Origin of the sequence: Alteromonas sp. BMJM2 (assembly GCF_027257845.1) — a bacterium.
Classification (GTDB): Bacteria; Pseudomonadota; Gammaproteobacteria; order Enterobacterales; family Alteromonadaceae; genus Alteromonas.
In genome coordinates, this window is the sequence record NZ_JAPVOT010000002.1 from 165,563 (window position 1) to 177,783 (window position 12,221).

12 protein-coding genes and 1 pseudogene are annotated in these 12,221 nt (G+C 43.4%); 8 read left to right on the forward strand and 5 right to left on the reverse strand.

Features of this window, described 5'->3' with window-relative positions; translation table 11 throughout:
- Window positions 1–93: 93 nt before the first annotated feature.
- The 8 genes and pseudogenes from O9X84_RS03475 to O9X84_RS03510 all read left to right on the forward strand — a co-directional run.
- A complete protein-coding gene (locus O9X84_RS03475) occupies window positions 94–687 on the forward strand; it encodes a DedA family protein (RefSeq protein WP_269518172.1) in 594 nt (197 codons plus the stop codon).
- Window positions 674–1,801 carry a D-alanine--D-alanine ligase gene (locus O9X84_RS03480; RefSeq protein WP_269518173.1) on the forward strand — a complete coding sequence of 376 codons (1,128 nt, stop codon included), beginning with the start codon at window positions 674–676 and terminating at the stop codon, window positions 1,799–1,801. The genes O9X84_RS03475 and O9X84_RS03480 overlap by 14 nt, the downstream gene beginning before the upstream one ends.
- A gap of 15 nt (window positions 1,802–1,816) precedes the next feature.
- Complete coding sequence (locus O9X84_RS03485; RefSeq protein WP_269518174.1) at window positions 1,817–2,365, forward strand: hypothetical protein; 549 nt, start codon at window positions 1,817–1,819, stop codon at window positions 2,363–2,365.
- 1 nt (window position 2,366) lies between these two features.
- Window positions 2,367–3,140, forward strand: a complete 774-nt coding sequence (locus O9X84_RS03490; RefSeq protein ID WP_269518175.1) for an NRDE family protein — start codon at window positions 2,367–2,369, stop codon at window positions 3,138–3,140.
- Window positions 3,141–3,187: 47 nt separating this feature from the next.
- Window positions 3,188–3,634, forward strand: coding sequence for a YHS domain-containing (seleno)protein (locus O9X84_RS03495; RefSeq protein ID WP_269518176.1), 447 nt, complete (start codon window positions 3,188–3,190; stop codon window positions 3,632–3,634).
- Between the two features lie 17 nt (window positions 3,635–3,651).
- Window positions 3,652–4,107 carry a hypothetical protein gene (locus O9X84_RS03500; RefSeq protein WP_269518177.1) on the forward strand — a complete coding sequence of 152 codons (456 nt, stop codon included), beginning with the start codon at window positions 3,652–3,654 and terminating at the stop codon, window positions 4,105–4,107.
- Window positions 4,104–5,885, forward strand: a complete 1,782-nt coding sequence (locus O9X84_RS03505) for a lysophospholipid acyltransferase family protein (protein WP_269518178.1) — start codon at window positions 4,104–4,106, stop codon at window positions 5,883–5,885. Before O9X84_RS03500 ends, O9X84_RS03505 begins: the two co-directional genes overlap by 4 nt.
- 155 nt (window positions 5,886–6,040) lie before the next feature.
- A pseudogene (locus O9X84_RS03510) lies at window positions 6,041–6,232 on the forward strand (dienelactone hydrolase family protein); the annotation flags it as partial.
- A gap of 170 nt (window positions 6,233–6,402) precedes the next feature.
- On the opposite strand, the gene O9X84_RS03515 reads toward O9X84_RS03510, so the two are convergent.
- The 5 genes from O9X84_RS03515 to fis form a co-directional block, all read right to left on the reverse strand.
- A complete protein-coding gene (locus O9X84_RS03515) occupies window positions 6,403–7,362 on the reverse strand; it encodes an ion transporter (RefSeq protein ID WP_269518179.1) in 960 nt (319 codons plus the stop codon).
- Between the two features lie 197 nt (window positions 7,363–7,559).
- Window positions 7,560–8,849, reverse strand: a complete 1,290-nt coding sequence (gene purD / locus O9X84_RS03520) for a phosphoribosylamine--glycine ligase (RefSeq protein ID WP_269518181.1) — start codon at window positions 8,847–8,849, stop codon at window positions 7,560–7,562.
- Between the two features lie 29 nt (window positions 8,850–8,878).
- Window positions 8,879–9,691: a class I SAM-dependent methyltransferase gene (locus O9X84_RS03525; protein ID WP_269518182.1), complete on the reverse strand. Its 813-nt coding sequence runs from the start codon at window positions 9,689–9,691 to the stop codon at window positions 8,879–8,881.
- Window positions 9,692–10,219: 528 nt separating this feature from the next.
- Window positions 10,220–11,818, reverse strand: a complete 1,599-nt coding sequence (gene purH / locus O9X84_RS03530) for a bifunctional phosphoribosylaminoimidazolecarboxamide formyltransferase/IMP cyclohydrolase (protein WP_269518183.1) — start codon at window positions 11,816–11,818, stop codon at window positions 10,220–10,222.
- A gap of 82 nt (window positions 11,819–11,900) precedes the next feature.
- Window positions 11,901–12,194, reverse strand: coding sequence for a DNA-binding transcriptional regulator Fis (gene fis / locus O9X84_RS03535; protein ID WP_012520109.1), 294 nt, complete (start codon window positions 12,192–12,194; stop codon window positions 11,901–11,903).
- Window positions 12,195–12,221: the final 27 nt, after the last annotated feature.

A 12,221-nucleotide genomic window follows, 5' to 3' on the forward strand; every position in this document is an offset into this window, starting at 1 on the left:
TAGTTAATTAGTCTAATTCTTAGATGTTTAAGAAATTTTTATTGTCTTACAGCTATCTTTTAAGACGTATACCTAAAGTTTAAGAAGAACAGCATGGAGTTTGTTACATCAATTCAACACGGGCTTTTAAATGGTTCGCACTCTACAGCCCTGTTGATGGTTGGCATTGTAATTCTGTCTTATTTATTAGAGGACGTCGCTATCGTCACGGCAGCAGCTATGTCTTCAAACGACTTGTTGCCCACGCACTTAGCGCTTTTAGCTATTTTTCTAGGCATTGCCACCGGTGATTTAGGGCTTTACTGGTTAGGAAGAATGGCAAGGAAAGTAAGGGCTATGCGTTTCAGGCTGGTAAAAAAACAAAAGTTTCGTGCTATTCAAAAACGCCTACTGAAGCGCGCTTTCGTTCATTTGTTCATTATTCGTTTTGTACCAGGCTTAAGAACAGTGGGCTACTCTGTAAGTGGTTTTATAGCCGTTCCCGTGTGGATTTTTACGGCAGCAGTGCTTTTGGCTAGCGTGCTTTGGACTAGCATAATTTTTGGTGCGCTTCATAAATTAGGTTCAATTAATGTGGTTCAGCAAAACATGCTTTTGTTTGTTCTAAGTGCAGCGGTGATCATGTGGTTGGTTAATAAAACGTTGCAAAGCTATTTTAAAAGAGAGGCTTATAGTGCCACTAAATAATATTTGTGTAATCGAGCAAGGTCGCGTTAATGCAGGGTTGCCCCAACTTCCTATTTCTAAACGAGATATCTCGCCATTTGAATTTATTCCTGCGTGGGTGGCTTACGCCCCTGTCGTTTTGCAAAGCTTGATCATAGGTTTGGCGAGGTTCGACTGGGCACTTCCACTTTCTGCAAACCCCGCAATTAAACTAAGCGGTATGGTGGGCGAGTCAAAAAACGATATTTTCGAAGCAGTGGGGCCGATTACCAAACAGTATATTCTCCCTTTTTATACGGTTAAAAAGACGACAGGCAACAGCGATGATATTTTGTCCAAACTTTTACCTACACTTGAAACCCAAGGTCTTCAATATCCGCTGGTAGCGAAGCCAGACTTGGGTTGTCGAGGGGCAGGCGTTAAGCTGATAAAAAATAATAAGGACTTGTTTAATTACATCGAAAGCTTTCCTACGGACAGCCGCTTTTTACTGCAAGCCAAGTCCATTTATCAAGCCGAGGCAGGGGTGTTTTATGTGCGACAACCTGATGAAGAAAAGGGCAAGATAATTTCAATGACCTTCAAATATGCTGCATGCGTTGTGGGTAACGGTGTAGATACCTTAGAAGCACTTATCCAACGAGATCCTCGTGCGGGGAAACTGGCGCATTTGTATTTGCCAAGGCATAAAGAAAAGCTTAATTGGGTAGTGCCAGAAGGCGAGGAGTTTCAATTAGCCTTTGCTGGGAGTCACTCGCGCGGTTCTATTTTTAAAAATGGTAACGCGTTTATAACCCCCCAGATGGAACAGAAGTTTGACGAAGTACTTAAAGATTTTGATGGTTTTCATTACGGGCGTCTGGATATTAAGTTCGACGACATTAGCCAGCTAATGTTGGGTGGTGACTTTGATATTTTAGAAATTAACGGCGCAAGCAGTGAAGCCGCCCATATCTGGGATAGTGATGCTTCGCTTACCGACATCTTTTCTACGTTAATGTATCAATATCGCTTGCTATATCAAATTGGGTATAAACAAAAAAAGCGAGGCATTAACCCACCGTCAATTAAGCAGTTACTTTCAGCTTGGAAAGAAGAAAAGCAGCTAGTACAGCACTATCCGTCTACTGATTAGTCTTTGCGAGGTATTATGAAATCCATTCATTTAAACGAAAAGACGAGTCAACGATCGTCAGTATCTTCCATTATCTTAGGGTGTGAAGAAGTACTTAACCAGGGGTTAGATTTTTTAGAGAGTATTTCTCAGAGCGACTATGTTGCGGTATGCACTCCGCACATGGAAAGTTCAATAGGCGAACACTTTAGGCACTGGTTAGATTTATTTCATTCATTAGCCAGTGCTGAAGACAAAGTAGATTACAACATTCGCCGGCGTGGGCACGCAGTAGAAAGAGATATAGAGGTCGCAAAAAAAGAGATCGCAATATTGAATAACTGGCTTTGTGATATTAGCGATGCTTGTTTGGGTGCAGTTATACAAGTTGAGCTTGAAACATTAGTTTCAAAAAAGGCTATTGATGAAGCCTCATCAACGTTAGGACGAGAGCTTAGCTTCGTCGCTCTTCATGCCACCCACCATTTTGCCATGACCAAACTAGCGGCTTCTATGCAGGGAATAAAAGCGGTAAGTAATTTTGGTGTGGCCCCTAGTACTGCAAGCTTTAGACGGGCGCAATAGTATGTGTACGTTAAGCTGGCAAAAGACAGAAGATGGAACCACTCGTATTTACTTTAATAGAGACGAGCAGCGAACACGAAAAAGCGCGTTAAAACCACAGACCTTTCTACTCGATGGCGTTTATTGCACCATGCCTATAGACCCTGAGGGGCAGGGAACGTGGATTTCTGTAAACGAATACGGTTTAGCTGTTTGCCTATTGAACTATTACCAAGGAGAAGTTCCTCAGGGTCCGCTAATTAGCAGAGGTTTGTTGGTAAAACATTTAGCTAGCGCGAATTCCTACAGCGACGTGTTATTCCGATTACGACGCTATGAACTTGAGCGAACAGCGCCTTTTACGCTAGCCATTTTTGACAGAGATTTCACAGGGCAGGAAATTCAGAGTTGGATCTGGGATGGACACAACCTTACTGAAAAGAAAGTTAAACCACCGCTAGTTTCAGCAGCGCTTCATTTTGAAGAAGCCTATCAATACCGCCATTCACTTTTTAACCGCCTATGTAAAACCTTACCTAGCAATGAAATAGGGCCGCAATTTCACCGGTCTTATAATAAACAGGAGCCTTTTCTCTCACCTCTCATGAATAGAGAAGACGCTAGAACGGTAAGTTTAACGTCTATTTTTGTTTCTAAAGAGTTACAAGACATGTATTACGAGTCGATAGAGGACAGCCTGTTTAGCGAAGCCGCCGTTCACAAATGCGCCTCAAATGAGGCGGTGATAGTCAAAGTGGCTATAGACGATTCGCTCTGCGAAGTAGAACAAAATTAATTGGTAAGTGACAACGCTGTGCCAATGCAAAAACTAAGGGTCAAAATATGAAGAGAATAGCGTTACTTTTTATTGCAATAATTAGCTTTAATACATTTGCAGAAGATGCAATTTACACAGGTTTATTTAGCAGTGAAGCGGTGGGTGGGTACGATACAGTTGCCTATTTTTCGCTAGATAAAGGCGATGCTCCTGTGAAAGGAAAAAGTGATTGGGTTACCGAATACAAAGGTGCTAATTGGTACTTTTCTTCTAAAACTAACCTTGAAAAGTTTAGGGCGGATCCTGAACGCTATGTTCCGCAATATGGTGGGTATTGCGCGTGGGCTGTTTCAGCTATGAATGATTTTGCGCCAGGCGATGCAAAATACTGGGCAATTGTTGATGGCAAGCTATATTTAAATTACAACAAAAAAGTCAAAAATGACTGGGACGCTGATCGCGCTTTACACATTTCACAAGCTGATTTGAATTGGCCAATTCTTAGTAAATAACGAAAGATATATAAAACATGAAAAAACCACCATTAAAGATTGTTCTATCGGTTTTTGTCGCCTTTATTTTTGTCCAATCATTGTTTTTTAAATTTACTAATTCGATAGAAACAATTCATATTTTTAGTACCTTGGGTGATTGGGCAAATCTAGCTTGGTTCAAAGAATATGGTGGCTATTTAGTTGGTACAGCAGAGTTAATCACATCTATTCTCTTATTTAGCCGGCTGCATGGTTTAGGCGCCGCAATGACTGTTGGTATCATGTCGGGTGCAATTTTCTTTCATTTATTTACTCCATTAGGCATTGCTATGCCTGAATTTGATGCAGCCGGAAACATAGTTGGAAATGATAGTGGCACCTTATTCGTAATGGCATGTTTAGTGTGGATAAGCGGCGTGATTTTGCTTGTTAAAGACATGAAAAACCCAGAAGGGATCACCTACAAGCTACTTAATAAGGGGCTTAAATGAGTGCTGTTAGCCCATTCAAGCTGCCTAGAAAAACCCCTTTTGGCTTCGGTGAAAAGGTAATTGAGAAGGTATCGGGGTTATCTAAACTTGATGCTATTTATGAAAAATACGCTTTTTCAGACGATTCGTTTGAGTTTGCTAACGAAGTTCTTGTGCAGCTTAATACGCGTTATGAAATAGAGCGAGGTAGCATCGGTGATATTCCGAAAAAAGGGCCGTTAGTCGTCGTTGCCAACCATCCATTAGGTGGTCTAGAGGGAGTGATCCTTGCTGCGCTAATCGGCAAAGTCCGTCAAGACGTAAAAGTGCTTGCCAATGAAATGTTATCCAGAATTCCACAGCTTGCTCGATTATTTATTGGTGTGGATGTTTTTAAAACTAAATCTTCTCGCTTAACAAATACGCGGGCAGTAAAGGAAGCGCATCGCCATTTAAGCGAAGGTGGTGTACTCATTGTCTTTCCCGCTGGCGAGGTGTCGTCTTGGCAATCTGGGCAAAATCAAATTACCGACAAAGATTGGAGTAAGTCTATTGGCGGTTTTGTGCGACGTTCAAAAGCGCAAGTATTGCCTTTGTTTATTGGTGGAGCGAATAGCCGGTTGTTTTACCAAGCTGGCAGAGTACACCCGTTGCTAAGAACGCTGCTGCTTCCTCGTGAGCTTATTAATAAAAGCGGGAAAACAATAACGGTTTCTTTAGGAGATGTTATTGAGGCGAAGGAGCTAAATAAGCTTGATAGTGATAAGCGCATTGCTGATTACCTAAGACTTAATACCTATTTGCTGAATTCCTCAAAAAATGGTGACAGCACCTCAATAAATGGAGATGAAAACTGTAATTATTATGCTACTCCGGTGATGGAGGCTGTAGATAAGGCATTACTCGTCGAAGAAGTTAAAGAACTTAACGATGATGATTTGTTACTCTCTCAAGGTGATTTTGAAGTTTATTGCGTATCTTCAAACCGGATTCCCAATATTCTTTTGGAAATTGGTAGGGTCAGGGAATTGTGCTTTCGCGCAGTTGGAGAAGGAAGTGGAAATGCTAGTGATACAGACGAGTACGACCGGTCCTATTTACAGCTCTTCGTTTGGCAAAAACAAAAACACGATATTGTGGGAGCCTATAGGTTAGGCATCACAAAAGAGCTAATTCAACAAAGCGGTATTGAAGGCTTATATTCACGCAGCTTATTTAACTATGATTCTGCTTTTTTGAACAGCATGGACGACAGTATTGAAGTGGGACGTTCTGTGGTGGCGCCGGCGTACCAGCGTCAACTACAGCCTTTATTACTGTTATGGAAAGGTATTGCTCATTTCGTTGCCAAGAACCCTAAATATACTCATTTGTTTGGGCCGGTGAGTATTAGCAACGACTATAGCCCTATTGCTAGACAACTTATTGCTTCAGTGATGACGGTCACTCATTATGACAATGAAAAGGCGAAACTTGTTCAGCCGACCACTCCTTTAGCGCCCTCTAATAATACGTTTTGGCAATCAGATATGTTGTCTTCCTTAGGCGACGTAGGTTTATTTTCTAAAGTGCTGTCCCGTCTAGAGAAGGGCCCAGGAATTCCGATTTTACTGAAACAGTATCTGGGGCTGAACGGAAAACTTGTCTGTTTTAACGTTGATCCTGCATTTAATGATGCGTTGGATGGTTTGATTGTTGTTAATCTCACGAAAGTGGATACGCGTACTTTGGGTAAGTATATGGGTAAAGAAAACGCTCAGCGATACACACAACGACAACAGAATAAAAAAAGTGGATAAACACAATTTCTCATTGTTTTTCCATTGGTTTACAGCGTTTATCAGAATGTAATTTGGGCACCATGTAGGTGAAATTTTCTATATTTTAACGTATTGAACGGTATGAAATCAGATGAAAGCGCAAAGTTAAGTAATTCAGTAGAAGAAGCTCTTCAAATGATGACGATGGCCGCGCTATGCAAAAGAGCCTTGATAAGGACAAGATAGAACAAGATATGGTAGCGCTGTGGTTAAAAGATCACGAAAAGACTACAGGCAAGCTGGGCGAAGTGGGTGTTTGCTTTGGTGGGTATATTGCTAATTTTCTAGTAGCCAGCATACCTGACAAGTTAGACGCTGCCGAACCTTCTAATGAATGCCTGCAATTTGCCTAATCGGCCTTTCAGATGGTACATAAACCAAAGAATAAAAAGTGTCAATTTAGATATTAGCCACTGCGTTTAACGCAATCTGTAGCTTTCTAATTAAATAATGGGCCAGTCAATTAATAGACCAATAATTAACAGACCAGCACCTATCATTCATCTTTCGACTTACCGTTGTGATGGTGCTGCAGTAAGCGAATGATAAGGTGGGCTTCTTCTTCGTCTAAATCAAGTAAACCTCGTACCCGTTCAATATGATGAGCGTCATGTTCACTGAGCACACCGTCATCTAGCGCGGTGCGAACGGTATCTTTAAATCGGTCTCGTTTAAGCTGCATTTTTCCTGTGTAGCTCGAAGATAAAATCCCCGCTGGTAATGCATAAAAGCAAATCCCCATTATGGTAATAAAGCCGCCAAAGACTTTACCGAGTGACGTGATGGGTACAGCGTCTCCATAGCCCACTGTGGTTAAAGTCACTACGGCCCACCACAGCGAGGCAGGAATACTGCTAAACACCTCGGGCTGGGCATTGTGTTCGATGTAGTAAATACAGGTAGCGGCAATCACCGTAAACAGCATTAATACACTCAGTGCGGCGATAAGAGAATGGGCCTCGCTGCGCACTACATCCACGAGGGTTTGGATAGAGCGAGAGTAGCGCCCAATTTTTAATATTCTTAGCACTCTGAAAATACGTAAAATACGCAAATCGAACACCAAGAACATACTGAGGAAAAACGGCAGTATGGCCATTAAGTCTATAATAGCCATAGGGCTTTTAATGTAATGCCAGCGCTTTTGCCATGGCGAGCCAGCTTTTGCAGAGCCTGCAGGTGTAGATGCTCTATTAATTATATTTGGGTCTGATGCACTGCTGTAAACACGCAGTACGTACTCTACGGCGAATAAAACCACCGAAATAATTTCAATAGTGTGAAGTTTGACTAACCAAGCTTGGGATATATCAGGAATTGTTTCGAGCATCATTGCAGCAACATTAACTGTAATGATAACAACTAGGCAGAAGTCAAAGAGACGGCTCGCCCTTTTAAAATGAGTGGCTTCAGAGGCGGGCGCAAGTATGTGATAGCAGGCTTGTTGCAATGTCATTGTTAGTTAACTTAGTTAATGCTACATCATTAATGTAGCAACTTAATACCAGTTCGCATAGAGCAGCAAGAAACCAAAATGATTGAAACAGATAAAGAAAAAGCGAATTAGTCAGCACTAATTCGCTTTTTGTTTTTACTGAAGTTAGAGTTTAAGAAAGTTTTGCTTAATTAAGCGCCCTAAACTCGACGTTAAAGCTAGGCTTTCGCTTCTCTCGCTATGGCTCGGTGAGCAATATCGGTGCGGTAGTAAACGTCTTTAAATTGTATAGTGTTGAGTAGCTCGTAGGCCTTTTGTTGTGCTTCAGTTACGCTATTTCCAAGCGCTGTGGCACACAGTACACGTCCGCCAGCGGTAACGACTTTGCCGTCGCTAAGCGCCGTACCAGCATGAAACACCTTGCCTTCTAATTGTGCTGCTTCTTCAAAACCTGTTATTTCATCGCCCTTGTCATAGCTACCAGGGTAGCCGCCAGCTGCCAGTACAACACCTACTGATGCGCGAGAGTCGAAGTCGATGGTTTGCCCGTCAAGTTCGCCCTTACAGGCTGAAATACACAGTGGAACAAGGTCAGACTGTAAACGAAGCATAATAGGCTGAGTTTCTGGATCGCCAAAGCGACAGTTGTACTCGATAACTTTAGGCGTGCCGTCAGCCATGATCATAAGGCCAGCATAAAGGAAACCCACATAGTCGTTACCTTCCGCCGCCATGCCGTTTACCGTAGGCATGATCACTTCTTTCATAACGCGGTCGTGAATAGCTTGGGTAACTACCGGCGCAGGGGAATAGGCGCCCATTCCGCCTGTATTTGGACCTTTATCGCCATCAGCTGCTCGCTTGTGGTCTTGGCTTGTGGCAAATGGCAGTACGTTTTTGCCATCTACCATGACAATAAATGACGCTTCTTCGCCATCTAAAAATTCTTCAATAACCACTCTGCTGCCTGCGTCGCCAAACGCATTACCCGCTAACATATCGCGAATAGCTGCTTCTGCCTCTTCTAAGGTCATCGCAACAATCACGCCTTTACCTGCCGCTAGGCCATCGGCCTTAACAACAATGGGTGCGCCTTTTTCGCGAACGTAGTCGATGGCAGGCTCAATATCAGTAAAGTTCTGATATTCGGCAGTGGGAATATGGTGGCGCGCTAAAAAGTCTTTGGTAAATGCCTTAGACCCTTCAAGTTGCGCGGCCGCCTTTGTAGGACCGAAAATCATCAGTCCTTCGTTAGTGAATGTATCAACAACACCTGCAACTAGCGGCGCTTCTGGACCAACAATGGTAAGTTCAACGTCGTTACCTTTCGCAAAAGAAACTAAACCTGCGATGTCATTAACATCGATAGGTACATTTTCTAGCTTAGGCTCTGTTGCTGTGCCTGCATTACCAGGCGCGACAAAAACTGTTGAAACTTCAGAAGACTGGGCTGCTTTAAAAGCGAGCGCATGTTCGCGACCACCGCCGCCAATTACAAGTACGTTCATTCACTATTCCGTTTTAACTTTAGGTTTTATTAATTAGGCTTTTTAAATTTCAGCGTCATGCGATTACTCTCACCGATGGCAAGATATTTATCGCGATCTTGGTCTTCTAATGCCAACCTTGGAGGAAGTGTCCACACACCTTTCGGGTGATCGGCATTATCCATCGCGTTGGCATTAATATCGCTGCTTGCTTCTAGTGTGAAGCCTGCTTTTTCAGCTGCGGCAACCACATACGAGCGCTTCATGTAGCCACTAGAGGTCATTACTGCATCATCTTTATTTTCAGGCAGTTCGTGTTCAACTACACCTAAAACACCACCAGGCTTTAGTGCTTTAAAGAAAGCCCCGAATGCATTGTCGATACCCGTATCACCTTCTCGCATATACCAGTTGTGTACATTGCGGAACGTTAGCACCATATCAGCACTACCAGCGTCAATAATATCAAGGGCTTTGGTTGGATGAAATGCAGTCACGGCAGCACCTGCATATTTTCCACCAGCTTCTGTTTTTTCTTTGAAAGCGGCTAGCGCTTTTTTATAGTAGTCGTTAGTAGATTCATCAACGTAAAAGTGCGCCGCAACATACTTCCCGCTGTCTTTTACCACTGGATATAAAATATCAGTATACCAACCGCCACCGGGAGAAATTTCGACTACTGTCATCTCTGGTTTAAGGCCGAAAAAACGAAGGGTTTGCTGTGGTTTACGGTATTCATCTCTAGCTTTGGCGTCTGAAGTACGAAGCTCACTTTTCACTGCGTCTGAAATGGCATCTGCAGACACATAACATGAAGACATGCCAAGTGTAGCGGCTAACATCAGTTGGGCTAACTTTTTCATTATTATTTCCTTTTCTGTCGAGGGTATTTTTTGTCAAAGCACTCTAGGTCAATACGCCCTAGGAAACGGTGCTCTTTTTAACACTATTCTTTGTAACAACAGTATTTGTGTTAACACTATTACTACAAGGTACCACAAGTCAGATCAAGACTATCAGCTAAGTGTGACACGCATCCGACACCCAACAGAATAATTCGCAACTCTATCGCATTCACGCTCTACCATCGGCACATGCCGCTGGCGCACGTTTATGCTGTATGTAGGGGTTACTAACAATGTGATAAACCGAGTAATAAACAAGGCGTAAAACAAGGTCGTCAACCCACATCGTTAAACCACGTGCTTATGTATTGATGAATAGACTAGCGGGGAGCAAGTCACAGTGTGACTCCACTGCACTAAGCATGCTGCTGTGGAGCCCCGCTGGGGTCTATATCTATTCATGCGCAAAAAGCGCACGTCTTTTAGTAGGCGCCAATCGTTCAATAAACGCGAAAGGTTTAATAAACGCCAACCTTTTAAAAAGGTTTAGTGGCGGAAGTGGCGCATACCCGTGAACACCATAGCAATACCGTGTTCGTCAGCTGCATCAATCACCTCTTGGTCGCGCATTGAGCCGCCAGGTTGAATAACCGCTTTAATACCGGCTTCTGCTGCTGCATCTATGCCATCTCTAAACGGGAAGAATGCATCTGAGGCCATGACCGAACCGGCTACTTCAAGGTTTTCATCTGAGGCTTTGATACCTGCAATTTTTGCAGAGTATACGCGGCTCATTTGTCCTGCGCCCACACCAATAGTCATACCATCTTTGCAATACACAATGGCATTAGACTTCACGTATTTGGCTACTTTCCAGCAGAACATAAGGTCGCGAAGCTGCTCTTCAGATGGCTTGATTTTAGTCACAACTTCTAAGTCTTCTTTATCGACCATGCCGAAGTCGCGTTCTTGAACTAGCAGGCCGCCGTTGACGCGTTTAAAGTCGTAACCTTCAGTTAATTGACCAGCCCACTCGCCACAGGCTAGAAGGCGTACATTCTTCTTCGCACTGACCACTGCTTTTGCTTCGTCGCTCACTGTTGGCGCAATAATCACTTCTACGAACTGACGATCTACAATAGCTTGCGCTGTTTTCGCATCGAGCTCGCGGTTAAAGGCAATGATGCCGCCGAATGCAGAGGTAGGGTCGGTTTTGAAAGCACGATCGTAGGCGCTTAAAATATTGTCACCAATAGCAACACCACAAGGGTTGGCGTGTTTAACAATAACGCAGGCCGGTTCGTCGAATTCTTTAACGCACTCTAGCGCAGAGTCGGTATCGGCAATGTTGTTAAACGATAGCTCTTTACCCTGAAGCTGTTCAGCGGTGGCAACAGAGGCTTCTTGAACCGTGTTTTCAACGTAAAAAGCGGCATTTTGATGACTGTTTTCACCATAGCGCAGGTCTTGTTTTTTGCTCATTTGAACGTTGTAAGTGCGAGGAAATTCACTGTGCTGGTGGTCGCAGTCTTCTTCACATTCTGTGCTATCTAGACGTGCACCAAAGTAGTTGGCAATCATGCCATCGTACTCAGCAGTGTGTTCAAATGCTTTAATAGCTAGGTCAAAACGGGTTTTGTAATTCAACGAGCCGCTGTTCGCGTTCATTTCTGCTAGTACACTGTCGTAGTCAGCTGCATTTACCACAATAGTCACGTCTTTGTGGTTTTTCGCTGCTGCACGCACCATTGTCGGACCACCGATATCGATATTTTCGATAGCGTCTTCTAATGTGCAATCATCGTTGGCAACAGTAGCCGCAAACGGATATAGGTTTACGACGACCAAATCGATAGGTGCAATATTGTTTTCTTGCATAACCGCTTCATCAATACCGCGACGGGCTAATATGCCGCCATGGACTTTAGGGTGAAGAGTTTTAACACGGCCAGCCATAATTTCAGGGTGACCTGTGTGATCAGACACTTCCGTTACAGGAAGGCCTGCATCAGCGATAAGTTTCGCAGTTCCGCCTGTTGATAAAAGCTCAACGCCCGCATTGTGCAGCGCTGTCGCGAAATCGACGATACCTGTTTTGTCAGAGACACTTAAAAGAGCACGTTTGATTGGTTTTGGTGTTTGCATAAATGTATTAGCTTCAAAGTTGTAGTGTTGAAACAAAAAGAGCACCGATTGGTGCTCTTTGCTGGGCAGCGCCCTTAGAATTTTAGTTCATGCCGTATTGCTTTAACTTTTTGCGAAGTGTGCCGCGGTTGATGCCCATCATAATCGCTGCGCGGGTTTGGTTGCCGCGCGTGTAGGTCATAACTTCTTCTAGAAGTGGTGCTTCCACTTCAGCCAGTACCATTTCGTACAAGTTATCGATGTTTGCGTTGTCTAGTTGCTTTAGGTACTTGTTAACCGCTTGCTTAACAGAGTCGCGCAAAGGCTTTTGAGCCTGCGTTTGTGAAGGCGTAGTTACGGTAGTAGTAAAAGGTGAAGTCACGTTTTGATCGAACATAATACTGTGTTGCTCTTTAGTTAGTCA

What these genes read in the sequence shown, in the direction of transcription:
- O9X84_RS03485 (WP_269518174.1), top strand. Translation starts at nt 1,817, where the DNA reads ATGAAATCCATTCATTTAAACGAAAAGACGAGTCAACGATCGTCAGTA.
- purH (WP_269518183.1), bottom strand. Translation starts at nt 11,818, where the DNA reads ATGCAAACACCAAAACCAATCAAACGTGCTCTTTTAAGTGTCTCTGAC.
- purD (WP_269518181.1), bottom strand. Translation starts at nt 8,849, where the DNA reads ATGAACGTACTTGTAATTGGCGGCGGTGGTCGCGAACATGCGCTCGCT.
- O9X84_RS03475 (WP_269518172.1), top strand. Translation starts at nt 94, where the DNA reads ATGGAGTTTGTTACATCAATTCAACACGGGCTTTTAAATGGTTCGCAC.
- O9X84_RS03490 (WP_269518175.1), top strand. Translation starts at nt 2,367, where the DNA reads ATGTGTACGTTAAGCTGGCAAAAGACAGAAGATGGAACCACTCGTATT.
- O9X84_RS03525 (WP_269518182.1), bottom strand. Translation starts at nt 9,691, where the DNA reads ATGAAAAAGTTAGCCCAACTGATGTTAGCCGCTACACTTGGCATGTCT.
- O9X84_RS03500 (WP_269518177.1), top strand. Translation starts at nt 3,652, where the DNA reads ATGAAAAAACCACCATTAAAGATTGTTCTATCGGTTTTTGTCGCCTTT.
- O9X84_RS03495 (WP_269518176.1), top strand. Translation starts at nt 3,188, where the DNA reads ATGAAGAGAATAGCGTTACTTTTTATTGCAATAATTAGCTTTAATACA.
- fis (WP_012520109.1), bottom strand. Translation starts at nt 12,194, where the DNA reads ATGTTCGATCAAAACGTGACTTCACCTTTTACTACTACCGTAACTACG.
- O9X84_RS03515 (WP_269518179.1), bottom strand. Translation starts at nt 7,362, where the DNA reads ATGACATTGCAACAAGCCTGCTATCACATACTTGCGCCCGCCTCTGAA.
- O9X84_RS03505 (WP_269518178.1), top strand. Translation starts at nt 4,104, where the DNA reads ATGAGTGCTGTTAGCCCATTCAAGCTGCCTAGAAAAACCCCTTTTGGC.